The sequence below is a fragment of the Paenibacillus sp. SEL3 genome, assembly GCF_054602585.1.
The window spans coordinates 4,790,827-4,815,099 of the sequence record NZ_CM137725.1; the positions used below are offsets into that span (position 1 = coordinate 4,790,827).

At 43.1% G+C, this 24,273-nt stretch carries 26 protein-coding genes and 1 tRNA gene; 18 read left to right on the forward strand and 9 right to left on the reverse strand.

Annotation, left to right across the window (positions count from 1 at the left end):
• Positions 1 to 140: 140 nt before the first annotated feature.
• From ACYCS5_RS22085 to ACYCS5_RS22110, 6 genes are all read left to right on the forward strand, one after another.
• Complete coding sequence (locus ACYCS5_RS22085; RefSeq protein WP_165145007.1) at positions 141 to 629, forward strand: HEAT repeat domain-containing protein; 489 nt, start codon at positions 141 to 143, stop codon at positions 627 to 629.
• A gap of 162 nt (positions 630 to 791) precedes the next feature.
• A complete protein-coding gene (locus tag ACYCS5_RS22090; protein WP_318626834.1) occupies positions 792 to 1,304 on the forward strand; it encodes a hypothetical protein in 513 nt (170 codons plus the stop codon).
• A gap of 64 nt (positions 1,305 to 1,368) precedes the next feature.
• A complete protein-coding gene (locus ACYCS5_RS22095) occupies positions 1,369 to 2,211 on the forward strand; it encodes a barstar family protein (protein WP_459760137.1) in 843 nt (280 codons plus the stop codon).
• Positions 2,211 to 2,345, forward strand: a complete 135-nt coding sequence (locus tag ACYCS5_RS22100) for a hypothetical protein (RefSeq protein WP_274385797.1) — start codon at positions 2,211 to 2,213, stop codon at positions 2,343 to 2,345. Before ACYCS5_RS22095 ends, ACYCS5_RS22100 begins: the two co-directional genes overlap by 1 nt.
• 52 nt (positions 2,346 to 2,397) lie before the next feature.
• On the forward strand, positions 2,398 to 2,865 hold the full coding sequence (locus ACYCS5_RS22105) for a hypothetical protein (protein WP_318626832.1): 468 nt from the start codon (positions 2,398 to 2,400) through the stop codon (positions 2,863 to 2,865).
• Positions 2,866 to 3,061: 196 nt separating this feature from the next.
• The gene (locus ACYCS5_RS22110) at positions 3,062 to 3,784 is read left to right on the forward strand and encodes a hypothetical protein (protein WP_459760138.1); all 723 of its coding nucleotides are present in this window, start codon (positions 3,062 to 3,064) and stop codon (positions 3,782 to 3,784) included.
• A 451-nt stretch (positions 3,785 to 4,235) separates the two neighbouring features.
• On the opposite strand, the gene ACYCS5_RS22115 is transcribed toward ACYCS5_RS22110, so the two are convergent.
• A complete protein-coding gene (locus tag ACYCS5_RS22115) occupies positions 4,236 to 4,448 on the reverse strand; it encodes a helix-turn-helix domain-containing protein (RefSeq protein ID WP_016820594.1) in 213 nt (70 codons plus the stop codon).
• 284 nt (positions 4,449 to 4,732) lie between these two features.
• Here ACYCS5_RS22115 and ACYCS5_RS22120 point away from each other — a divergent pair, with 284 nt between their 5' ends.
• A complete protein-coding gene (locus ACYCS5_RS22120; protein ID WP_029516457.1) occupies positions 4,733 to 5,137 on the forward strand; it encodes a hypothetical protein in 405 nt (134 codons plus the stop codon).
• Between the two features lie 43 nt (positions 5,138 to 5,180).
• Here the strand turns inward: ACYCS5_RS22120 and ACYCS5_RS22125 are convergent, their stop codons facing one another.
• The gene (locus ACYCS5_RS22125; RefSeq protein ID WP_029516458.1) at positions 5,181 to 5,486 is read right to left on the reverse strand and encodes a hypothetical protein; all 306 of its coding nucleotides are present in this window, start codon (positions 5,484 to 5,486) and stop codon (positions 5,181 to 5,183) included.
• A gap of 117 nt (positions 5,487 to 5,603) precedes the next feature.
• On the opposite strand from ACYCS5_RS22125, the gene ACYCS5_RS22130 reads away from it, so the two are divergent.
• Positions 5,604 to 5,677: transfer RNA gene (locus tag ACYCS5_RS22130), tRNA-Pro, on the forward strand.
• 216 nt (positions 5,678 to 5,893) lie between these two features.
• Here ACYCS5_RS22130 and ACYCS5_RS22135 read toward each other — a convergent pair.
• Complete coding sequence (locus ACYCS5_RS22135; RefSeq protein ID WP_029516459.1) at positions 5,894 to 7,165, reverse strand: MFS transporter; 1,272 nt, start codon at positions 7,163 to 7,165, stop codon at positions 5,894 to 5,896.
• Between the two features lie 520 nt (positions 7,166 to 7,685).
• Between ACYCS5_RS22135 and ACYCS5_RS22140 the strand changes: the two genes are divergently transcribed.
• The 3 genes from ACYCS5_RS22140 (at position 7,686) to ACYCS5_RS22150 (ending at position 12,551) form a co-directional block, all read left to right on the forward strand.
• Positions 7,686 to 10,577 carry a 2-oxoglutarate dehydrogenase E1 component gene (locus tag ACYCS5_RS22140; protein ID WP_029516460.1) on the forward strand — a complete coding sequence of 964 codons (2,892 nt, stop codon included), beginning with the start codon at positions 7,686 to 7,688 and terminating at the stop codon, positions 10,575 to 10,577.
• Positions 10,578 to 10,582: 5 nt separating this feature from the next.
• The gene (odhB, locus tag ACYCS5_RS22145) at positions 10,583 to 11,881 is read left to right on the forward strand and encodes a 2-oxoglutarate dehydrogenase complex dihydrolipoyllysine-residue succinyltransferase (RefSeq protein WP_459760139.1); all 1,299 of its coding nucleotides are present in this window, start codon (positions 10,583 to 10,585) and stop codon (positions 11,879 to 11,881) included.
• Between the two features lie 139 nt (positions 11,882 to 12,020).
• The gene (locus ACYCS5_RS22150; protein ID WP_029516462.1) at positions 12,021 to 12,551 is read left to right on the forward strand and encodes a YfiT family bacillithiol transferase; all 531 of its coding nucleotides are present in this window, start codon (positions 12,021 to 12,023) and stop codon (positions 12,549 to 12,551) included.
• A gap of 98 nt (positions 12,552 to 12,649) precedes the next feature.
• Here the strand turns inward: ACYCS5_RS22150 and ACYCS5_RS22155 are convergent, their stop codons facing one another.
• The 4 genes from ACYCS5_RS22155 to ACYCS5_RS22170 form a co-directional block, all read right to left on the reverse strand.
• Positions 12,650 to 13,657, reverse strand: coding sequence for an alpha/beta fold hydrolase (locus ACYCS5_RS22155; RefSeq protein ID WP_029516463.1), 1,008 nt, complete (start codon positions 13,655 to 13,657; stop codon positions 12,650 to 12,652).
• A 25-nt stretch (positions 13,658 to 13,682) separates the two neighbouring features.
• A complete protein-coding gene (locus tag ACYCS5_RS22160) occupies positions 13,683 to 14,657 on the reverse strand; it encodes a type I phosphomannose isomerase catalytic subunit (RefSeq protein ID WP_029516464.1) in 975 nt (324 codons plus the stop codon).
• A gap of 169 nt (positions 14,658 to 14,826) precedes the next feature.
• Positions 14,827 to 15,408, reverse strand: coding sequence for a tRNA 5-(aminomethyl)-2-thiouridylate-methyltransferase MnmM (locus tag ACYCS5_RS22165; protein WP_029516465.1), 582 nt, complete (start codon positions 15,406 to 15,408; stop codon positions 14,827 to 14,829).
• The gene (locus tag ACYCS5_RS22170) at positions 15,409 to 16,362 is read right to left on the reverse strand and encodes a tRNA modification radical SAM protein MnmL/YtqA (protein ID WP_029516466.1); all 954 of its coding nucleotides are present in this window, start codon (positions 16,360 to 16,362) and stop codon (positions 15,409 to 15,411) included.
• Between the two features lie 306 nt (positions 16,363 to 16,668).
• Here ACYCS5_RS22170 and ACYCS5_RS22175 point away from each other — a divergent pair, with 306 nt between their 5' ends.
• Together ACYCS5_RS22175 and trmB are read left to right on the forward strand one after the other, a co-directional pair.
• Positions 16,669 to 16,866, forward strand: a complete 198-nt coding sequence (locus tag ACYCS5_RS22175) for a hypothetical protein (RefSeq protein ID WP_013309373.1) — start codon at positions 16,669 to 16,671, stop codon at positions 16,864 to 16,866.
• Between the two features lie 104 nt (positions 16,867 to 16,970).
• Entirely contained in the window at positions 16,971 to 17,684 is a 714-nt protein-coding gene (gene trmB / locus ACYCS5_RS22180; protein WP_029516467.1) for a tRNA (guanosine(46)-N7)-methyltransferase TrmB, read from the forward strand.
• 41 nt (positions 17,685 to 17,725) lie between these two features.
• Here trmB and ACYCS5_RS22185 read toward each other — a convergent pair whose 3' ends face one another.
• Both ACYCS5_RS22185 and ACYCS5_RS22190 read right to left on the reverse strand, forming a co-directional pair.
• The gene (locus ACYCS5_RS22185) at positions 17,726 to 18,859 is read right to left on the reverse strand and encodes an MGDG synthase family glycosyltransferase (RefSeq protein ID WP_029516468.1); all 1,134 of its coding nucleotides are present in this window, start codon (positions 18,857 to 18,859) and stop codon (positions 17,726 to 17,728) included.
• A 51-nt stretch (positions 18,860 to 18,910) separates the two neighbouring features.
• A complete protein-coding gene (locus tag ACYCS5_RS22190) occupies positions 18,911 to 19,438 on the reverse strand; it encodes a phosphatase PAP2 family protein (RefSeq protein ID WP_029516469.1) in 528 nt (175 codons plus the stop codon).
• A 610-nt stretch (positions 19,439 to 20,048) separates the two neighbouring features.
• On the opposite strand from ACYCS5_RS22190, the gene ACYCS5_RS22195 reads away from it, so the two are divergent.
• From ACYCS5_RS22195 to ACYCS5_RS22215, 5 genes are all read left to right on the forward strand, one after another.
• Entirely contained in the window at positions 20,049 to 21,287 is a 1,239-nt protein-coding gene (locus ACYCS5_RS22195) for a glycosyltransferase family 2 protein (RefSeq protein WP_459760140.1), read from the forward strand.
• Positions 21,288 to 21,596: 309 nt separating this feature from the next.
• A complete protein-coding gene (infC, locus tag ACYCS5_RS22200; RefSeq protein ID WP_010349250.1) occupies positions 21,597 to 22,094 on the forward strand; it encodes a translation initiation factor IF-3 in 498 nt (165 codons plus the stop codon).
• 20 nt (positions 22,095 to 22,114) lie between these two features.
• Positions 22,115 to 22,315, forward strand: a complete 201-nt coding sequence (rpmI, locus tag ACYCS5_RS22205; protein ID WP_013309379.1) for a 50S ribosomal protein L35 — start codon at positions 22,115 to 22,117, stop codon at positions 22,313 to 22,315.
• Between the two features lie 51 nt (positions 22,316 to 22,366).
• The gene (gene rplT / locus ACYCS5_RS22210; protein ID WP_007429517.1) at positions 22,367 to 22,726 is read left to right on the forward strand and encodes a 50S ribosomal protein L20; all 360 of its coding nucleotides are present in this window, start codon (positions 22,367 to 22,369) and stop codon (positions 22,724 to 22,726) included.
• 378 nt (positions 22,727 to 23,104) lie between these two features.
• Entirely contained in the window at positions 23,105 to 24,142 is a 1,038-nt protein-coding gene (locus ACYCS5_RS22215; RefSeq protein WP_459760141.1) for a BMP family ABC transporter substrate-binding protein, read from the forward strand.
• Positions 24,143 to 24,273 lie beyond the last annotated feature (131 nt).

Here is a 24,273-nt window from a genome sequence, read left to right on the forward strand (position 1 = left end):
ATGAGTGGATATCTCTTTAGGGTTTCGACAATGTTCGCTATATACAAAAGAGACATCAGATTGTTATCATATGTAAATTATTGAATTACATTTAAGTCTGGATAGTTGCTATATATTGTAATAAGGTGGGCTGGTAAACTATGAACAAAATACGATTAGAAGAAGTCATAGAAAGTGGAGATTTAAAGGAAGCGGTAAAGATTATAGAGGATGTGGGTGAAAAGCTGGATCATACATTCACTCCAATATTATTGAGATATTTAGTAACGACGGATAGTGTATTGCTAAGAAATGTAATCGCCATTACGCTAGCTGATCTAGGAGACAGTGAAGCGGTGTTACCTCTTATCGACTTGTTAAAAAATCCAAAGACCAAGGGGAATAGAGGAACGCTGTTATATGCTTTAGAATTTTTTGACGTATCTACTTATGTTGTGATGTTGGTAGATTTACTGGATGATACCTTTGAAGCGAGTAGACAATCCTACCAACTGATAAGTACCGTGCAAGATAAAATCTCTGAGGCTCAAAAGGATATATGTAGACAAATGATAAGAAGAAAGCTGACCGATCATAAAAACAAATATAAGCGTGACTTTTTGCTGGAATCTTTAGAGCTTTTTACATGATTCTTTTATTAGAGAGGTTTGGTTGAAGTGGTAAAAAAAGCTGTTTTATTCGTGATCATCATTGTCATTGCATATATAGTTGTATCCATTACAACAGGAAGTCCAATTGAAAGAGTCAAATTTCGGAGCAACGTTACTGACTACCTACATAAAACATACACTATGAACTGGAAAATTGATTCAGTAGATTATGACCTTAAGAATGATAAATTTATAGCTAATGTGATCTCTGGATTAGGGATTTCTTTTTTGGTGGAAGAAGACTATTATGGGCAAATGATGGATGACTATGCCTCTTCTGTGTGGAGAGATGAGCTAAAAGAAGCTGTAACACAAAAAACAAAGCAAGTTACAGGATCAGATGCAGAAGTCATCGTAAATGTATCTAGTATGGGGCAGGATGCTTTAACCTACCATGACGAGGTTCCAAGCTATTCTATGGTTAGTCAAAAACTCTCCTCAGAAGCTTCAATTTGTATTAAAGGTAACTTTTCGGCCACTCACTATCTGCAAGAGATGTTGGAAATAAAGCAGTGGATTGTTGAAAAGAAGTATGATGCTTCGTTAACATTTAAGTCCGAGAAGGAAAAAATTTATTTTGCAATACCTGCAGAAGATCTAAAAAAGATAAAAAGTGTAGAGGATCTCAATCCTTATAGGCTTCAAATTGATTAATTATTGGCTCTATTCCGAAATGCTAAATGCTACATTCCTTAAAACTATTGTGAGGAGATATGATATGAAATATAGATTTGCTGTCATTGACGATGAAAGTGGGCTCACGGTTGGTTATTGTAGAGATGTGGTTGGCTTAACGGGTGATATCATTGTCGAAACGTATGAAAAGGTTATTTTTGAACAATTTGTCTTTAATGAGGATTTCATAGGAAACATAATAAAGACAAAACAATCTGTACACAACTTGTACATTGCTATTTTAAATGATGAAGAAAAAGTGATTGGAAGCTATCATTATCACCTACCTGAATCCTACATAATCCATAAACTAAACTACAATAAAGGAAACTTCAATCTGGAGTTAACAGGTATACTTGAAACGAAGCCCTCCCCTGTGGAATTAAGATTATGGGAGTTTTTAAAGGGTGCTCAGTCGCTTGAAAATAATATATGGCAAGGCTTTTCTAAAGAAGAACGGTCCGGGTGGCTAAACGTGACTAGAATACATTCTGCATCTAATCATTTTGCTAGACTGGATAAACGAGGAGAAGTCTACACCTTGGACGGCGAATACATATCTGATTTTACAACATTTTTCATAGCACTTGGTGAAGCGATTAATGGACCCGGAGGGTACTATGGATTTAGCTTGTACAGTATATCGGACTGTCTCTGTGGAGGTTTTGGAACAGTAGGACCGTTCACGATCCATTGGAAAAACGCACATTATTTCTTGGAAAGATTCGAGGAAGAATGGGATCAAGAAGAGAGATGTTATAGATTTTCACCACAGCAATATTTTACGGATCTTTTAACGATCTTAGTATCAGGTGGTGTTACCGTGAATTTTTTTTCGAATAAGATAGCAAAGCAAGAAGGGGATTTTGAAATGGATATAAATTAATGCAACCACCTTTTGACATGAAAGAATACTCTGAAATGAGTAAAAACGAAGGGAAAGAACATTTAGAAGCAGATGAACTTGTGGCAAATTCCTTAAAAGAAATTTTAATACGGGAAATGGAAAAAGAAATCTAACAAGAGATATTAATTACTTAAGGGGGAAAAAGGAGCAAGAGTGTTTTTTAGAATGAATAATGGCCAAATGAACATTTTGGCTAAGGCTAATATGGCTAAGTTATTGATATCATATATAAAGTTTACGGTAAATGAGGAGGCCCAAATGAAAGTGAAAAAAATTGTATATCCAACTTCACTATCTCAGATAGCAGATATTGAGGATGATAATATAGATGTATTTATTGAACTTGAAGATGGGACTAATATTTCTGTTGCTGTATGTACCCCAAAAAATCTAATTAGTTATATGACCAAAGAGAATATTAATTTTATTCCTGCATCGCCACCAGATATTATTGTGAAGTCATTAACAGAAGAAACTATTGAACAAGCTATTGAAAATTACGCTCAGGAGGATGCTTTCTGGCTAAAGTTGTTTTTTGTAGCTGGCGTTGATAAAACAGTCATAGATTTAGACAGAATTGATTTGTGCCTTAAAGAAATGAAAAGAATAAATCAGGAACTCTTGAACGATTAAAAATTAATTGTATAGTTATTTTGACCATATGGAGTATAAATCTCTAAGAGGTTTCTTTTTAGCTCCTCATTCTGAAAATATATAATTAGGAGACAACATGCTCTAAGATGATCATTTGCTCGTTAAATTGAGAGTAGGAGGATTTTTTCCTGTTCCACGGATGCATGTTCCAATTATCTTGTAAGGAGAATATTTTGTGAAAATATCAAATATTATCAGAAAAACCATAGGGAACAAATTAGCTGCTTTGAACTTTACTTATGAGCATTTAAACAATACTTGGTTTTTTACAAGAGTAGTCAATGGATTTAAGGAAAAAATCCAAATCGATAAAAGTTATTGGACAGAGAATGCAATACGCATTACTTTTATGACTGAGTCCGAATCAGTGTATAGCTTTTATTTCATTGATGGATCAAAGATAGATAAATTCCATTACTATGAGGATGAAGAGTCATTACGAGATATATTTATCACCCTAGGAAAGATTATTGATGAGCATGCTCTAAAATGGTTTGAAGAGAATGTGCCTAAAGATACGCTTCCTCCTGCAAATTTTTTGGATAAAGGATGGTTTGAGAAGCTACAGAAATTTGTCGAGGTAAATAATCTGAACTTTAAAGATGAAAAGTCGCTAAAAACCATCGAAGCTTTGCTAAGTTCAGAACCGACGGAGGAAAACGTTCTGTTATCAAGCTATTTCTTAGGAGAATTTTTTATCCATACGTTAGATGGTGAGTGGTACTACGATCAAAATTATGGCCCTTCTATTAAAAATATAGGTGGAATTAGTAGTTTTAATAGAAGACCTTATAAAATCTCTAACAGTTTTGCTTCTAATCCTCAAAATAACTCAATTATTAATCACTATCAGGCCATTACTGGAACTGTAAAGAATCTTCAAGGTAATAGGAAATAATCAAATTAAATTGAGAGCAAAAACATGTTCCGATTTTTTATTCGGTCCAAGATGTTTCTTTAATAGTGAGTTTGCACTCCAATCACATGGATTGATTCTATGTGGTTTTTCTTTTCTATGGGTTTAAGAGGAGTTGAAACTGTATGGATTGTACAAGTTTATACAGGAAAAAAGGGTGAAATGAGAAAATATAAATGACCCAATGCTTTATTCGACATTTATAATATGTGGGAGAAATATATTTAAAGTGGCCTGATAGAAAGGGATTACATTGTTCAAATTTAATTGAGTGGAAGATCGGTAAAAAAGTATTTTGAATATTACACAAAGAACAGAGAGCCGTAAGAATGTTAACGGCTCTCTCTGGCAAGTATTCGATCAGTTCACTAGGGAGTACGCCGGTTCTAAACCTAATTGAAACAGTTTCCCATAACAAGAGAAGTCCATTTTACTAATTTGTATCATCCTCTACATACTCGATAACATCTTGAACATGGCAGTCTAGAGCTTTACAAATTTTATCTAGCGTATCAAATTTCACACCGTCTGTTTCTTCGTTGTAAAGTTTGGTGATTCCGTTTCTATGTAATCCAGTCATGCGAGAAAGCTCGGCAATATTTATTCGTTTTTCGCCCATAATACGGGAAAGATGAATCTTTATCATATTTTCCTCCAGATAAATGCACTCTATAGTGTTAAAAAAACCCATCAAAGTATTGACAATAAACACTATTCAATGTATTCTAGAAACAACAAAAATAACACTGTAATGTGCATTTGGTTTATTGAGATGTTATTTGTGAACGTCATAGTAATATGCTTATCGTATCAAAACGTTTTACAATTAGCAATTAATTATCGTTCAACAGCCTAGTTTGAAAAACTACCTGTAAAAGAGAGCATATTGGCAAATAAGAAACTTTGAACAAAGGAATGGAGCGAGGATGTATGACAGAATCGGTAATGGAATTGGAACGGGTATCCATGGTTCAGGGGCCGTATGATTACCCTCATATGTATGAGATATGCGAAGGGGTTCTTTATGACCGTCAATATTTCTTTTACCTCGAAAATGGCTTACTGTGTCGGCGCCATGTGAAGAAGGTGGAGCAGTCATATCATACGCATCTTTATCTGGATGGAGAGAGCGGAGGTCTGCAACTGGCAGCGGGTGTACAAGGGGAGCTTATGCAAGTTGTCACGGAGATCATCGAGCGCTTGCGCGCCAAGGATGGACTGACATTTTTATTCGATGAACTGCTGTGGCTACATGGTAGGGGCCCCATTGAATTAAACCTTTTCAATAAGAAGGATGAAGTGACCTTAGGTGGCAGACAATTTGCTACGAAATAAATGATTCTTATGCTTTATATCATGGAACTTGTCGAAATAAAGCTTATGATTTCACCGAATATATCAGTTGTTGACTGATGAAAATGAGCGGATTCCGAATCCATATGGTCAATTCCAGCATCACAGCATCGGCAGAAGGATTAAAGCCCCAATCACCTCCGAATAAAATGTTTTGCTGCTGCTCTAATATAGGAGACTGAGGTTCTTCCAAGCCATATTGTTCTTTGATTCTCTCTTTCGTTTCATGATCTATGACAAGGTTATCCTGTGCAAAGGTATAGCAGATAGGAACGCTTAACTGTATTAAAAGAAGTAATGCAATGGGGATAAGTAATTTTTTGCTTTGCATGGTTAGCTCCTATGATCTCTGTTTTTGACCTCTTAACGTGAAAATAATCCCTTTACAGGATTTTATGACCAGAATATAATAGTAAATAACAGCATCGATCTACATACACTGGGTTATCGGGGTATAGCGCAGCTAGGTAGCGCGCACCCTTGGGGTGGGTGAGGTCGTGGGTTCGAATCCCGCTACTCCGATTTCAATCAAAATGTCCTGCTGATGCAGCTAATGCGTCTGCCGGGCGTTTTTTTTTGAATATTACATACCCTATTAGTCTTTGTCTCTACTGGGTTTTGACGAGCTAGTCGTATGCAACGAATGTATGAAGCCACCTCTGAACTGGATTCGGAGGCAGAAGTGGCAACTCAACAATCGCTGGCGGAATGGTCTGCTGTATGACTTTTTTAATTTGCCTATAAAGATTCCTGAAGGGTCTTGGAAGAAGTACTGTAATCAGCATAACGGGGAAGCACAATAGTGTAGTATATTCCTACAATAACGGTACAGACCCCAACTAATAAAAACAGAATTTCAATTGAAATAAATGAAGGAAAGCTAACAGCAATGAAACCTAATGTAAGAGACTGGGACAGCATCATTAACGGATTAATCAAACCTTGCACACGTCCCATCATTTGAGGATCTACAATACGAGGAAGCCATCCTCCTATGCCGATGTTAATGAACGGAAGTATCAGTGCGATGACAAAGTTGATAATCAGGAAAGCGTAGATGTGGTTAACAAATCCAAGTGTGCACATACCCATTCCGGCTACCAGAACTCCCGCTGCAATCATTTGGTGTAGTTTTAGCTTGGCAGAGATGAGAGAAGCGATTAGGGTACCAAGCAACACACCAGCCCCAAAAATAATACCCGTCCATACCATATACTGCTCGTAATTGCCTGGAGCTAGCTTGTATTTAAGAATAAACATCGGTAAAACGCTAAAACCACCATTTAAAATACCGAACATAAAAAAGCCTGAAACCAACCAAAGCAATAGTCTGTTGCGTAATATGTAAAGAAACCCTTGTTTAAAATCGATCATGACAAGTTTGAATTTTAATTGTTTGAATTGATGTGCCCCGTTCGGAAGGCGTACTTCCTTTGGAATTTTGCAGGAACGAATAAGCAGTGCAGACACAATAAAAGAAACAGCATCAATTAGGATGGCTCCAGTAATTCCAAAGTGCCAGTAAACGACGGCCCCGAGAGTTCCTCCGAATAGCATGAAAAGACTCCCCATCATTTGATTGAGGCCTGCGGCAATGGTGTAATCATCTTCGCTTAATATTCCCTGTATAATGGCACTTTCGGCCGGGAAGAAAAATTTGGAGGCAGCACTACGGATGAACAGGAGGGCAAATATCAAAGGAATCGAATCGACCCAAATAAAAATAAGCAAACATAAGGATAAAAAAGCGCTGATCCAGTCACAATTAACAGCAATTTTTTGTCTGTCCATCCGATCTGCCAGCACTCCAACTACGAGAAATACTACCAGCATAGGAAGCGAATACATTAACTCGGCAAGCGTTGCATAATAAGGCTGATTTGTAAACCGTTTCAACAAATAAAACATGAATGCAGTAACCCCGATAATTCCTCCCATTTGTGAGGCGAAGGTTGCCAGAAAAAACCTGACATAATTCTTGTTTCTGAGTACTTGTTTTAGTCCAGTCACAGTTCCATCCCTTTCGCTTTCAAAGCGGTTTTTAGATGCCTAATTAAAATAATAGTGAAAAGTAGGAATATTGTACAGAAAAGTGACTTTAATGTCACTTTACGTTTGAATTTGCATCGTATCGGACCTTCTGCCTTTTAAATTCTGCTGTTGACGGTAATCATAGTGGGGTGGACTCGGAAGTTGCATTCAAACTCGTTTGGCGTTATGAGGTGCAACATAGACTAAATAACCAGCTGTCAGTTGATATTCGACGGCTGGTTATTTAAGTTGCCAGGTGTTTGATTACAGATTAGCCCGATTCATCTCATTTACGCATGGATATGTTGAGAAAAAGGAAATGCTCATAGCTAGAAAACTTTATACAATGGAAGAGGAATAAGAATTGTGAAATTCGACTTTTGATGAAGAATTTCATATAATGTGAGCATATTGTGAACAACTTAAATTGAAGATTAATAAAAAAATGAAAATGATTTCCGTCCAGCTATGAATTTCAAAATTTGACGGAGGGAACGAGATGACAATGGAAGAGAGCAGCAGACAGGTACCTTGGCAGGCGTATTACGGACCTAATCTAGGTTATGTGCAGGACCAGTATGAAAAGTATGTAGCGGACCCCGGAACGGTTGACCCGGCTTACCGCGAGCTATTTGATCAATGGGGTGAGCCGCCACAATCCGAATACTCGGCTGCTTCCATGATAGACAACAAATTGCAAGGCCCCCCCACAAGTGCTTTGGGGCATCTTGATTCGAATACATTACAGAAAGCGGTTACAGCGGGTAAAATGGTATGGAATATCCGTGAATACGGACATTTAGCCGCCCAAATCGATCCGCTGGAACTGGATGCAGAGCAGGATACACGCTTGCTTAATCCAGCATCTTACGGTTTAACTGAACAAGACTTGAAGGCTTTTCCAGCCTCTTTAATATGGGATAACGCTCCTGCGGGAACACTTAACGGATGGGAAGCCATTCAACGGTTACGTGTAGCATACACAGGTCCGATTGCCTATGAATTTAGTCATATTCATAACGAGGAGGAACGCCGCTGGCTGAACAGCTATGCAGAATCCGGCTGGTCCTCCAAGCCCCTCACCACACAGGAACGCAAGTCGTTGCTGAGCAGATTGGTAGAAGTAGAACAGTTCGAAGAGTTTTTGCATAAAACATTTGTCGGACAGAAACGTTTTTCCATCGAGGGTAATGATGTGCTTGTCCCTGTTCTCGATGAGATTATTCGTCTAACCACAAATGCAGGAGCAAGTCATGTCCTGATGGGCATGGCGCATCGCGGCCGTTTGAATGTACTGGCACATGTGCTGGGCAAGCCTTACAGTAAAATTTTCTCTGAATTTCATCATTCGCCGAATAAGGATTTGATCCCGTCGGAAGGTTCCACAGGAATTAACTACGGCTGGACTGGCGATGTGAAATATCATCTGGGTGCTGATCGTTTTGTAAAAGATGGGGGAGCGGTGCAGGCCCGTCTGACATTGGCGAATAACCCAAGTCACCTGGAATATGTGAATCCGGTGGTACAAGGATTTTCACGAGCTGCACAGGAAGACCGCAGTGAGGCTGGTTATCCGAAGCTGGATGTGAGCAAGGCAGCTACCATTATTATGCACGGTGATGCTGCTTTCCCAGGTGAAGGTATCGTGGCAGAATCACTTAATTTCACGAATTTGCGCGGCTTCCGCAATGGCGGTTCAGTTCATATTATTGTGAATAATCGTCTGGGCTTTACGACAGAGAGTGTTGATTCCCGTTCGACCCGTTATGCCAGTGATCTCGCTAAAGGCTATGAAATTCCAATTGTGCATGTGAACGCGGATAATCCCGAAGCTTGTATTGCAGCTGCTCGTATGGCTGGCGAATATCGCAATCGTTTCAAGAAGGATTTTCTGATTGATCTGATTGGTTACCGTCGTTATGGTCACAATGAATCCGATGACCCGGAAACAACACAACCGCTGGTATATCGTAAGGTGAAGAATCATCCGACGGTGAGCAAATTGTATACTCAAAAGCTGATGAAGCAGGGGATTGTGGACGAAGCGTTTAGTGCCGGCCTCATTGAGAAGGTGCAAAACAGACTGAAGGAAGCGCATGAGCAGGTGAAGAATCAACCGGAACAAGAGCCGGAGATTACTCCTGTGAAGGCGAAAAAGAATCAGAGTTCTGTGGTACGTACTGCAGTGGAATTGAAAAAACTGCGCCAAATCAATGAAAACTTACTCAAATGGCCACAGTCTTTTCACGTATATCCGAAGCTGGATCGAATTTTACAGCGTAGAAAAACCGCTCTGAACGAAGGTGAAAAGGTAGATTGGAGTTTGGCGGAGACGCTGGCTTTGGCTACCATTCTCGCAGACGGCAAGCCTATTCGTATGACAGGCCAAGATGCGGAGCGAGCTACATTTGCTCACCGTAACCTTGTGCTGCATGAGCCTGAAACAGGCCGTACACATTGCCCGTTGCATACATTGCCGGAAGCACGTGCTTCGTTCAGTATTCATAACAGTCCATTGTCTGAGGCATCTGTCCTTGGCTTTGAATATGGCTATAACGTGTATTCTCCTGAAACGTTAGTGATTTGGGAAGCACAATTCGGCGATTTTGCCAACTGTGCACAGGTTATTTTTGACCAATTTATTTCCGCAGGCCGTGCCAAATGGAGACAGAAATCGAGTCTGGTGATGCTGCTACCGCATGGTAGCGAAGGACAAGGACCAGAGCATACGAGCGCACGTCTGGAGCGTTTTCTCCAGTTGTCCGCACAAAATAACTGGACTGTCGCTAATTTGAGCAGTGCCTCCCAATATTTCCATCTGCTGCGCCGTCAGGCTGCATTAAGCGAAAGTGAGGAAGCCCGCCCGCTGGTGATGATGTCGCCGAAGAGCCTGATTCGTAATAATCGTGTCGCTTCGCCTGCTTCTGAATTTAGCGAAGGAGCATTCCGTCCTGTGTTGGAACAGCCTGGTCTGGGTGCACGTCCGGATCGTGTAGAACGCATTGTACTGTGCAGTGGCAAGATTGCCATTGATCTCGAAGAAGCATTGGAAAAGGATAAGAATGAGGCAGAAGAGCGTCTGCATATTATTCGTGTGGAGCAGTTATACCCTTTCCCGGAAGAGGAAATTCGGAATATTTTCGGTCGCTTCCCGCATGTTAAGGAGTTCGTATGGGCTCAGGAAGAACCTAAAAATATGGGGGCTTGGAGTTACATTGAACCTCGCCTGCGGAATGTTGTGCCACAGGGAGCAGAAATTCGTTACGCAGGCAGACCAGATCGTTCAAGCCCGGCCAGCGGTTATCAGCAAGTACACAGCCTAGAACAACAGCGAATTATTCAATCGGCGTTGAAGCAGGATTCCAAAAACAATATTACACTGGGGAGGTAGCGGCTGTGAGCGATATTATAGTGCCGGCAATGGGAGAATCCATCACGGAGGGAACAATCTCCAAATGGCTTGTGAAGGAAGGGGATTCCGTAGGACAGGGAGATGTTCTGCTGGAGTTGGAAACCGATAAGGTCAATCTGGAAATTAGTGCGGAAGAAGCAGGTGTGGTGCAGAAAATCCTTCGTCAGGAGGGAGATACTGTGGTCATTGGTGAAGCTGTTGGTCTGATCGGAAGCGGCAGTGGTAGTGCGGATTCAACCGGTGCTGGAGAAGTTGCAGCGACTCAAGCGCCTGAAGCACCGTCCGTAGCGACTTCACCGTCTTCCGTAGGAGGCGGCGTTAAAGTAGAAGAAAAGTCTGCACCGCCTATTTCATCGAATAGCGACGGAAATGGCCAGACGGCATCACCATCTGCACGGAAGTTAGCGCGTGAGCGCGGGATTGATCTTGAGCAGGTACAGGGAAAGGACCCGCTCGGACGTGTATTCCAGGAGGACGTAAAAACGCATAACAGCGCTGAAGTATCACCTGCAGCATCTATACCTGCGTCTGCCGCTACTAGCAAGCCTGCGCCTCCGTCTCCAGCGCAAACGGAGTACAGCAAGCCTGTGGAACGCCAGCGCATGTCTCGTCGCAGAGCGACGATCGCTAAGCGTCTTGTTGAAGCACAGCAGACAGCTGCCATGCTGACCACTTTTAATGAAGTGGATATGACCGCCATTCTCGATGTGCGTAAACGCCGTAAAGATAAGTTTAAGGAAAAACATGATGTAGGCTTGGGTTTTATGTCCTTCTTTACAAAGGCAGTGGTTGGTGCTCTCAAGCGCTTCCCTACCGTGAATGCTGAAATTAATGGCGATGATATCGTACTGAAAAAATACTATGATATTGGGATTGCTGTATCTGCCAAGGAAGGTTTGGTTGTGCCAGTTGTGCGGGATGCCGATCGTCTTGGCTTTGCTGAGATTGAGAAGAGCATTGCAGATTTGGCTGGCAAAGCACGCTCCAATTCGCTTTCTCTGGCCGACTTGCAAGGAGGAACTTTTACCATAACCAATGGAGGTATTTTCGGTTCCCTGCTGTCTACGCCAATTCTCAATACGCCGCAAGTGGGGATTTTGGGAATGCATAAAATCCAACTTCGCCCGATTGCCATCGACGAGGAACGAATGGAAAATCGTCCGATGATGTATATCGCGTTGTCCTACGATCACCGGATTATTGATGGTAGTGAGGCAGTTCGTTTCCTGGTAACGGTCAAAGAATTGCTGGAAGATCCGGAATCATTGTTACTGGAAGGATAAAATAAATGAGGTAAGTGTATCTCCTCTTTACGTGTATGACAAAAGCAGACTCTTGCGAGTCTGCTTTTTTTCCTGCATAGTTATCACATAAGGCTACAGACATTACTGTCAGTAGATGTAGAGAAGGGCGGGAACTGTTTTGGACAAAGACTTGCGCTATCCGATAGGATCATTCGTTGTTCCAGACACCATTACAGAAGAACAGCTTATCGCATGGATTCACGACATTGCTGAATTGCCTGCACAGCTGCGTCTGGCGGTCGAAGGACTGAATGAGCAGCAGCTAAATACGCCTTATCGTGAAGGGGGCTGGACGATAAGGCAGGTAGTTCATCATGTGGCAGACAGCCATATGAACAGCTATATCCGTTTTAAGCTGGCGCTGACGGAGGATACACCGACGATCAAGCCATATGATGAGGGACGTTGGGCCGAAATACCAGACGCCAGGGAACTTCCACTGGAGCCCTCGTTGCAATTGCTAGAAGGACTGCATGAACGGTGGGTGACCGTGTTGCGATCGTTGGGAGAGGATCAGCTACACCGATCGTTTATTCATCCTGAATCGGGCCAGACGATCCGCCTGGAACGAAACATCGGTATCTATGCCTGGCATGGCAAACATCACACAGCTCATATTACTTCCCTGAGAGAACGAAATGCATGGTGATTTTTAAAACTAACCCAAATGGAAAATAAAAAGGAATAAGAAAAGAAACCTTCAATCCCACTTTAATCGTGGTTTTAAAGGTTTCTTTTCTTATTTCCTCACAAGGCTGATGACTTGGACGAGGTTGATTGTTCAGGTTCATCGGAGGCTCCAGACAATGTGGAAACAGAGGTCACCTCTGTATTAACATGACGGTCGAGCCAGTCTACGATGTCACTCATCACCTCGTCGCGGTTTGTTTCATGAAGCATCTCATGGCGACCATCAGGATAGAGGCGATACTCTATGTCCTGAAGCTCTAGGCTTCGATACATTTCCACTAGTGACAACACGCCTTTACCGAACAAACCCACTGGATCACGATCCCCGGCAAAAATATAAACTGGCAGTTTGGGATTGATATGTTTCAGCGAGGAAGGCCAGTGGATTTCTTGCAATAGCCTGAAAAAATCCAGAAAAAAGCCTGTCGTGCAAATAGCTCCACATAATGGGTCGTGCACGAACTGATCTACTTCCTCAGGATCACGGGACAGCCAGTCGAACGCTGTGCGCACCGGACGAAAGGCACGATTAAAGCCTCCAAAGACCATAGCGTTGAGCAACATACTGCGATGATCCATTCCTTGCAGTTTGGCTTGCAGTAGAGCAACTTGCTCTCCGAGTTTTAGAAGACCACGTCTTCCGTTGGTTCCCGATAAAATAAACCCATGATACGTCTGCCGATCGTCATACATAATTTTCTGGGTTAAAAAGGACCCCATGCTGTGACCCAGCAAAAAACGAGACTGTTCAGGGAATTCCTTAGCCACAATTTCGCCTAGCTCCAGCATGCCATTTGCCATTCGATTAAACGCATCAGCTCCTGGCATACCCAGCTTATCAGGATCACCAGCCGTGCGCCCGTGACCGATATGATCGTTGGCATACACACCGTAACCGCAAGCAGTAAGCTTTTCGGCCAGTCGGATGTACCGATAGGACGTCTCGCACATACCATGCGAAATTTGAACAATCCCCTTAATGGGCAAATTCTGATCGGGCAGCCAGCGGTAGGCAAAAAGCTCTGTTCCGTCATTTTCAGCGATGGTGAAGGTGTATTCCCGCATAATTAGACATCACATCCTTTAAGCTTTAAGGAAGATAAGATCTAAGTACGGTCATTCCGTCATTCAGCGTGTAACCGCTCAGGTTAGCGGGCAACAGGAAGCAATCTCCAGCTTTACAGGAAAGAGACTCGGTATTATTGTTCCATGTTATGGTCCCACTGCCTTCACAAATCACGAGAATGGTGAAGCTGTCTTCCGTTGTAGAAAGTGCCCAACTTCCATCTACGATACCCTTTTCCACAACAAAATACTCACAGGCTGCCAGCTGGAGCCATTTTCCAGGCTGTAAGCCGTCCGTTTTCATCGTTGTTGCGCCTGCACCTGCGTAGGAGGTTACATTGAGGGAATCCTCGATATGCAACTCACGAGGCTTGCCATCCAGTCCGGGGCGATTATAGTCATATAAGCGATAGGTAGTATCCGAATTTTGCTGGATTTCAGCAACGACAACGCCTGCACACAGTGCATGTACGGTTCCAGCGGGGATGAAGAATGTATCGCCTGCTTCGACTGGAACCTGGCGCAAACTGCCGAGGATGTCCCCACTTTCAAGAGCTGTACGCAGACTCTCGCGGGTTACACCTTCGGTCAGACCATAAATAATCTTGGCATCCGGCTTGGCATCAAGCACGTACCACATTTCAGTTTTTCCTAATTCTCCGGCTGGAAGTCCTTTGTAATCATCTGTCGGATGCACCTGAACGGATAAGTCATCATTACAATCCAGTAGTTTGATCAAAAGTGGGAATCGTCCGCCTTTTTCCGATACACCCTTGGCCCCGAGCCAATCTTGCCCGTAGGTCTCGCGAATTTCATCCAGTCCTTTGCCTGCCAGCTCACCATTGATGACCGTTGTTGTTCCGTTTGGATGATCGGCAATCATCCATCCTTCCCCGATATGTCCTTCTGGTGGGGTTAGACCAAATTGCTCTAAGGCCCGTCCTCCCCAAACTCTCTCTTTGAACTCAGGTTGAAATTGCAGCGGGTATGGCTTTAGCATAATTTCTCTCCTCCATAATGAGTAAATGAGTGTGATCTAACAGAATAGGGAAATCAATAACGTGCTGATGGGCAATAAACTGGGATGAATAGCGCCCAAACGAGCTAAAAAAATGATATATGTAAGGCGGCTAAAAAAGCCGCTCATAACCTGAGTTTAAAATCCGACATTATTTCTTCTCAACTGCCACTACGTAAGGTGAAGCGGCTCGTTGTAATTGACGATAAATAATGCTTTGACCGCTGGAGACCGGGAGAGCAGAAGCCCATTGAAGAACGGCATCTGCTTCTTCACTTCCTCCAGCATGCCCTGGATAGAGTACGGCAGTCAGAATGCCGCGTGGTCGCAGCAATTGTAAGGCAGCATCCAGTGCGACGAGCGTACTGTGCGTATGCGTGATGACCGTAGGATCGGCGCCTTCGGATGGCAAGTAGCCAAGGTTAAACATGACCGCAGCGACTTTGCCATGCAGCATGTCCGGAACGGCCTCCCGCATTTGCTCATGACCTTGTAGTAGTAGCGATACTTCTGCTAATGAAGGTGAAGCGTTTTCTTCCAGTCGACGACGGGCGCAATGCAGTGCTTCTTGCTGGATGTCAAAGCCATAGACACGGCCCCGTTTGCCAGCAGCTTTTGCCAGAAATAACGTATCTGCTCCTGTACCGACGGTAGCGTCTATAGCAGTATCGCCTGGCTGCACCCGCGTAGCCACCAATTGATGAGCGTAGCTCAGGACGGATAGGAATCCCATTTAAGGTTGCCTCCAGTATTTTCCCTGCCACGTTTCGCGTGACTTCAGTTCATGATCAATGGCATTGAGCACTTCCCATTTTTTGAGCGACCACATGGGTCCCACTAGCAAATCGCGTGGGGCATCTCCGGTTAACCGATGAACAATCATTTCGGGAGGTAAAAACTCCAGCGTATCAACAATCAGCTTCACGTATTCGTCCTTTTCCAGAAAGCGTAGCAATCCCGCTTCATACTGCTTGACCATAGGCGTTTTGCGCATGAGATGCAGCAGGTGGATTTTGATGCCCTGCACATCCATAGCCGCTACTGCACGTCCCGTATCAAGCATCATTTCATGCGTCTCTTGGGGCAGACCATAAATAATGTGGGCGCACACGCGGATATTCCGCTTGCGCAACTTTTCCACCGCCTCCAGATAGCATTGAGTATCATGAGCGCGGTTAATCAGCTCTGAGGTCGATTCATGGACGGTTTGCAGACCCATTTCGACCCACAGGTACGTGCGTTCGTTTAGCTCGGCAAGGTAATCCACTACATCGTCAGGCAGGCAATCAGGACGTGTAGCGATGGACAGACCGACAACGCCGGGCTGCTCCAGAATTACCTCAAAGTATTCTCGCAGTTCCTCAACCGGGGCATACGTATTCGTGTAGGCTTGGAAATAGCCAATATATTTGGCGTTTGGCCATTTTAGATGCTGTCGATCCCGAATCGTATTAAACTGGGTGACCAGATCATCACGACGACGCCCGGCAAAATCACCCGATCCGCGTGCGCTACAAAAGGTGCAGCCCCCTTTAGCGATGGAGCCATCGCGATTCGGACAGGTAAAACCCGCATCTAGCATGACTTTGAACACTTTATTTTGAAATTGCTCACGCATTTCGTAATTCCAAGTGTGGAACCGTTTATCTCCCCACAGGAGAGGAGCAGGCAATAAATCTGTTTTCATGGGTGTACTCCTTTTTTTACGATCACCCTATTGTAACAAAAATTAGTCTTCATTGGGAATCATTTGACCGAACAAGTCAATAAAATGTGCGGATTTCATGGCGTTTCGGATTGAAAAAGGTTACACAATATGTTATATTGTAAGCGGTACCAGACATACAATAAAAGGACTGTTTTCGATCCTGAAGATAAAAGTTATCCGTTGCTAATGATTATTCTTCAGGGAGGCAGCTGTGCTGTTTCTATCGCCTGTTTTAGGGTAAGTGCACGTCGGTTCCATCACAAATAACCCGTGAGGTGATCTTTTATGAATGCGCAGGATAAGACGCGTATGGATAAAGTTACTGTTGAGTTAACCTTTGATGAGGCGTTGGCATTGACTGGTGTCCGTTTTGGGCAGGATCGTCAGATTGGAACGACCGCACGTCAAAAAATCAGAGCGGCTTGCCAAAAGACAATTGATTTTTCACCTGCTGATGGGGTAGACTATGAACAATTAAATTAGTTGGACCCCAATCCAAATATATTGAAAAAGGAATTTCATTTCCGTATCTTCAAGCGGGGGTGAAATTCCTTTTTCCTTGATAACAGAGTATATGGAGGAGTAACATGCGTTTACGCGGAAGAAAAGGAATACGGGAAAGTCTGGAAGAACAGCAGGATCTAGTCATCTTGGAGCCGGCACAGTATAAGGGGAAATGGCAACAGCTTTTTGGTAATGATCGTCCCATTCATGTAGAGTTCGGTATGGGTAAAGGGCAATTTATAAGCCAAATGAGCTTCCGGAATCCAGAGGTTAACTATATTGGCTTTGATATGTATGATGAGCTGGTTCGCCGTGCAACAGAAAAGTCCCGTCTGGCCTGGAGTAATTCAGAGGTTGATACGCCGCCTAATATTAAATTGGCACTGGCAAACATTGAACAGATCGAGAATGTTTTTGAACCAGGAGAAATTGAACGCATTTATCTAAATTTTAGTGATCCTTGGCCTAAAGCCAAGCATGCACGTCGTCGTTTGACGCATCCGCGTTTTTTGGACAAGTACCGTCAGCTTTTGAACAGCAAAGGACAAATTCATTTTAAGACTGATTCGGAGACACTATTTGAGTTTTCTTTGAATTCGTTTGCCGATAGCGGTTTACAAATGACGAATATTTCGTTAAACCTTCATCGTGAGGGGATCAACGAGGAGCATGTCATGACGGAATATGAACAAAAGTTCATGGGCAAGGGTATGAATATTCATCGAGTCGAAGTGCTGATCGGCCAAGATGCTTTGGAAGAGTACGGAAAAACACGCCTTGAAAAGTACGGGAAATAAAAAAAAGATCAAATGGATAAAATAAGACAGGGTGCTTCCTTTTAGGAAAGCACCCTGTTCGGTTCCAGTATATCCAAAATACTCTGTGCGCTCTGAAGAGGATAATATCGCGCTACATTGTGGACGTGCTCCTGTCGTTTGCGGACGATTTCTGGAAAATCGTGTAGCAGTCGGTTCATCCATTTCACGACAACATCCAGCGAAGTAATCGGTTCTCCGTAGCCTTGAGCCGTAAAGTATTGACAATTTTCCTCCTCCTGTCCAGGGAGAGGTTTGTGAAACAGCATCGGAATCCCTTTAGCCAATCCCTCGGTGCATGTCATTCCGCCGGGTTTGGTGATGAGCAGATTCGATACCTCCATTAATTTGTCGATTTCCCGTGTAAATCCGAAGATATGAATATTTGGATGATTAAACCTGGGATCTAATTGCATTTTACGACGAATTTTATCATTATGCCCCAAACAAAAAATAAATTGAATGTTCTCTCTCCACTGAGTAAGCGAACGATGTATAACTTCGTCATTCATAAGGCCCCAGCCGCCACCCATAACGAGTACGGTCGGGATGGGTTTAAGTCCAAATTGTTCTCTAATTTCATCGTGCCCAGGATGTTCCCAAAAATTTGGATGAACGGGAATACCGGTCACCTGGATTTTCGAGACGGGTACTCCGCGTGCTCGCAGCTTACGCATGACTTCAGGCGTAGATACAAAGTACCGGTCAACCTCGGGACTAATCCATGTTCCATGTGCATCGTAGTCTGTAATAACAGTACAAAGCGGAACATGTAAACCTAAGCGCTTCAAACGTGAAATTACCGCGCTTGGGATGGGATGAGTACATACCACCAAATCGGGACGAAGCTGCCGGAGAATGTTTCGGGTCTGCGTGTAGAACAGACGGTGCAAAGCGAGCGTTGTAAGACGGTTTAATGATTTTTTGTACTGATGACGGTAAACCAATCCGACTAGGCGAGGCTGCGATACGACAGTCTTCTTGTATGCTGTAATAATAAGGGGGGCCATTCTTGGATTCAAAAAACTCCCCAGCTCCAGCACTCTTGTCTGCACATTCGGAGAAAGCTTCCGCAAACTGCTTGAGAGCGCGTAGGCAGCTTGAGTATGTCCGGCACCGAAACCTTCCGATAATAATAACACTCGTTTTTTAGCCACTCTCATTTCACCTGTTCCTGCTGGGATGTTCTCAATCATACCATATCGGCTTTAAGGCCAGAATGCAACCGTTCCTATTGCTGCAGACGTTCCGATCACCGCTCCTGCAAGTACATCCGTTGGGTAGTGGAGACCTAGATAAATCCGAGAAAAACCTACAATTGTCGCTACAGGCAACAGCAGCAGTGTTAGCATCGGTGACTGTAGCATAAAAGGCACGGTAGCTGAAAAAATAGCGGTCGTGTGCCCTGAGGGAAAAGAATGGTCCGACAAGGGGTTACGGAATGTATTTGTACCTGGTAGCGCTAAATACGGGCGAATCCGTGGGTACAGCTTTTTAACGATAGCTACGGGGATGTGACTGACCCCGAGAGCGATGGCTCCCTTCATACCGGAATCTTTCCACGGGTTCGGAGCGAGCCACCAAATAAGGAGTGTGGAGGCTATAGTAAAGGTAGCCCCGCCTAAATGTGTGAGATAATAAAGCCAGAAGTTCAAAAAACGGTTGTGTAAGCGTCCGTTGATCCATTTGAACAACTGCTGCTCCAGACTTACAAGTTTTACGACTAGACGTTGCATTTGGTTTCCTCCGGTTGCCGGTTCAGGTCAGTCGGCAAATATTTTGAGTCATTTTGACATAATCAGACCATAAGTAATTATTCTCTTGCTCTCATCATATTTTTAAACGCTGTTCATTTCAAGAATCACTAAAGATTCATAACTTACTTGGTTCAATTCTACACAAAAATGTTAATGGAATATAAGCTGTATTGTATAACTTTCTTTGCGTTCATCCGTCTAATAAGATAGAGTGTTTAGAAGTGGTTGCTAATTGGCCCACAAAAAGGAGGGACCAAAGAAATAAAAAGTTAGCAAATGGATGAAAATAAGACCTAAACGTCATGAATGAGAAGTCCAGCGCTGCATTCCCGGTTTAAACGGGAGTTTGTTGTGTTTTTTTGCTGCTGAGACCGGTTTAAGGGCTTTGACAAAAGATTGAAAACCAACGAAAATCGTAATGGCGTTCCTGTGTCAGCCAAAAGGGGGCTGCGCACAGCCAATGAAGAAAGCAAGGGTCGGGTCAAAAACTACAGAAAAGGCGCGAAAAGCGCCGCAACTTGCGCTACACAGATAGAAAACAAACAAACGCAAGATTTTAAGGGGTATAAAAAGGGGGTAACAAGAGATCATGTTAGACGCTATTTTTGTGACGCTCCAGGTCATACTGGCGGTGATCGCAGTCTATCAGTTTGCATTCTCCTTGTTCGGATTGGTTCGGAAGAAAAGGAAAGAGCACGCGGCTCCAGAAAAATCATTTGCCATTTTAGTCGCTGCCCACAATGAAGAACAGGTTGTCGGAGCATTGATGGAAAATTTGAAGCAACTTGATTATCCGAAGGAACTTTACGATGTGTTCGTAATCTGTGATAACTGCACAGATAAGACTGCGGACATCGTTCGCACTCACGGCATGAATGCTTGTGAACGTACGAATCCGAATCTGCGTGGTAAAGGCTACGCTATTGAGTGGATGCTCAAGGAATTATGGGCTATGCCACGCCAATATGATGCCATTGTCATGTTTGATGCTGACAATTTGGCGCATACCAATTTCTTGAGTGAAATGAACAATGATCTGTGTACAGGTGCCCGTGTTATCCAGGGGTACATTGATACTAAGAATCCTGAGGATTCTTGGATTACAGCGGCATACGGGGTATCTTATTGGTACATCAACCGTTTGTGGCAGCTGTCACGTCACAATCTGAACATGGCTAATTTCCTCGGTGGTACAGGCATGTGCTTTGAAACAAATCTGCTTAAGGAAATGGGCTGGGGTGCGACAAGTCTCGTAGAGGATTTGGAATTCACCATGCGCTGCACGCAGTGCAACGTATATCCAAGATTTAATTACGATGCCAAGGTATATGATGAAAAGCCGTTGACGTTCAAAGCCTCCTCCAGACAGCGTCTGCGCTGGATGCAAGGTCATTTCACGGTTGCTCGTCGTTATTTCTTCCCGTTGCTGTGGCAAAGTATCAAGCATAGAAGCCTGATTAAATTCGATATGGCTCTTTATGGTCTGAACGTGTATATCGTACTGCTCACCTTCTTGATGACAGTAGCTATGTGGATAGATATCGCCTTCTTTGGTGGACCTAATATCGAGAACATCTATGTACAGTTGCCAGCTTGGACCGGTGTTATAGCTATTGGTTTGAATGTTGCTACTTTTGTGCTCGCAATGATTTTGGAAAAGGTCACATTCAAAAAAGTATATCTGTACTTATTGCTGTTCCCGGTCTATGCGATATCGTGGTATCCGATTACGGTCTATGCGTTCTTCACACAAAACAACAAGCAATGGAGCCATACCCAGCATACGCGTGTCGTTCGCCTAGAAGAGGTGCAGAGCAAGCAAGGGTAATTAGACGGTGGAATAGGACTAGAGATCGGTGTCATCAATTTTTATTAAAGTGTTGACACCTCGATTGCACCGTGATAAGATATTTGAGTATGTTAATTGAAAAGTATGGATTAACAAGTAGAAGGTCCGACTTCTCACCTGTCCGGTATTGCCGGCTGGTCATGATCCAATGATTTGTGAATTGAACTTTCATGATGAATTGAGTATCAGACAGGGATGTCGGCTGTGTAGTCGTCATCCCTTTTTTGTGCTTAAACACAATACAACAATAACAGGTTCTGGAGGTGGAGGGTTATTAGTAAGGAACATATGATCAATGATGAGATTCGAGTGAGAGAAGTACGTCTAGTTGGTGCGAACGGTGAACAAATCGGGATTAAACCGACGCGTGAAGCTTTGCAAATGGCGATTGACGCAAACTTGGATCTCGTGAACGTGGCGCCTCAAGCGAAGCCGCCCGTGTGTCGGATTATGGATTACGGAAAATTCCGCTATGAGCAACAGAAGAAAGAAAAGGAAGCCCGTAAAAACCAGAAGATCGTTGACATCAAAGAGGTATGGTTCCGTTCCAACATCGAGGAACATGACTACCAAACCAAGTTTCGCAATGTGGTGAAGTTCCTGAATGAAGGGGACAAGGTGAAATGCTCCGTTCGTTTCCGCGGTCGTGAAATTACTCATGCTAACGTGGGTCAAAAAATTCTCGAACGTGTGAAATTGGAAGTTGCTGATCTTTGTACCGTGGAGCGCCAACCCAAGCTCGAAGGACGCAGCATGATTATGATATTGGCTCCAAAGAGTCAATGACAAATTAAGGAGGAAGTTCAATGCCTAAAATGAAAACACATAGCAGCCTTAAAGGCCGCTTCAAAATTACCGGTACTGGTAAAGTAATGCGTTACAAAGCTTACAAAAACCACTTGCTTTCCCACAAATCCAAACGTGCAAAACGCGTTCTGGGTACTAACCCTGAGATGGCACCTGGGGACGTTAAGCGTCTGAAACAAGGTCTTGCTAACCTGAAATAGCACAGCACGGCAATGAATGAAGTATAAACATTATTTGGGAGGTCATTTGATATGGCAAGAGTAAAGGGCGGATTCGTCGTTCGTCGTCGTCATAAAAAAGTATTGAAGCTTGCTAAAGGTTATTTTGGTTCCAAACACCGCATTTTTAAAACAGCTAACGAGCAGGTAATGAAATCGCTTGTTTACGCATACCGTGACCGTCGTCAGACGAAACGTAACTTCCGCAGACTGTGGATCGTGCGTATCAACGCAGCAGCTCGTTTGAACGGTTTGTCTTACAGCAAATTGATGCACGGCCTGAAATTGGCTGGTGTGGACATTAACCGCAAAATCTTGGCTGATCTTGCAGTCAATGATATTAATGCATTCAACTCTTTGGCAACTGTTGCTAAAGGCAAAATCAACGCTTAATTATTCATAATGAAGGCGTGGAAACCACGAAAGTGGTAAAGAGGTATCCCAAGCAGTACGCTGTGTAGGGATGCCTTTTTTTGTACATACTCAATGGTACGGAAAAGACTTTGTTTTCTCCAAAATACGAATAAATATGACGTAGGATGGAAGAATGTATGTTTTTTTTAAGATTGTAGCGCTTACATTGTTGAGGTTTTAAAAAAAATTGACCCAAGGTTATTAATTGTCTAGATTTTAGCCGATCATAATTGTATAATCTCTAAAGTAAGTCTTCTGTACGATCTGTCTCGTCAGTAAATGACATGCATGAGCATGTACATGTTCAAAGAAAAGAGACAGTCCAGGGATCTAACACTAAGGGGGAACAGTATCAGCATGAAGAAAATGTTCAGTATGTCTTTGGTTATGCTGCTGGCGATCTTGGTCATTCTCGCAGGCTGCGGTAACAAAAATCAAGGTGCGTCCAACGCAAATGGTGGAGACACAGGTGGTTCTGCCAAAACATCGAATGTCCAAATCGGCATGGTTACAGATGTGGGTGGAGTAAACGACAAATCGTTTAACCAATCTGCTTGGGAGGCACTACAAGCCACTGAGAAAGAATCAGGCGTTAAAGTTAAATACCTGCAAAGTAAATCCGATCAAGATTATATTCCTAACCTGAACCAATTTGTTAAGGGTGATTTTAACCTGACTTGGGGAATCGGTTTTAATCTGGCGAATGCGATTGGACAAGTAGCGAAAGACAACCCGAGCAAGAATTTGGCGATCATTGACAGTGTCGTGGATGCGCCTAACGTAAAATCGGTTGTTTTTGCTGAAAATGAAGGTTCCTTCTTGGTGGGGGTTGTAGCTGGTAAGCTTACTAAAACAAACAAAATTGGTTTTGTGGGTGGACAAGATAGCCCGTTGATCAAACGTTTTGAAAAAGGATTCGAAGCAGGAATTAAAGCTGTAAATCCAAATGCAAAATTGGAAGTTAACTACACAGGTGCATTTGATAAGCCGGATCTAGGTAAAGCAGCGGCTGCGACGATCTATAACAGCGGTGCAGATATTATTTTCCATGCAGCTGGCGGATCTGGTACAGGTGTATTTAACGAAGCACTCGCACGTAAGCAACAAGGTCAGCAAGTATGGGTTATTGGTGTGGATAAAGACCAATCGCTTGAATTTGGTGACGACGTAACATTGACTTCGATGGTAAAACGTGTAGATGAAGCTGTAAAACGCGTATCTAAAGAAGTAATTGACGGTAAATTTAAGGGCGGTGTCGAAACACTGGCTCTGAAGGATAATGGCATTGGTTTGGCAGACACTTCAACGAAAAACGTACCTAAAGACGTGCTTGATATTGTAGAACAATACAAGCAAAAAATTATTAAGGGCGAAATTACAGTTCCTTCGAAATAAGTTTTGGATTGAAGAATATAGAGGTGGCGACAAGGCTGGTTCATAAGACTAGCCTTGTTCTTACGTCTGGAGTTATATGGATTATAACGGGCAAAATCAGCTCATTGGAGCACATACTATAAAGTGTATAA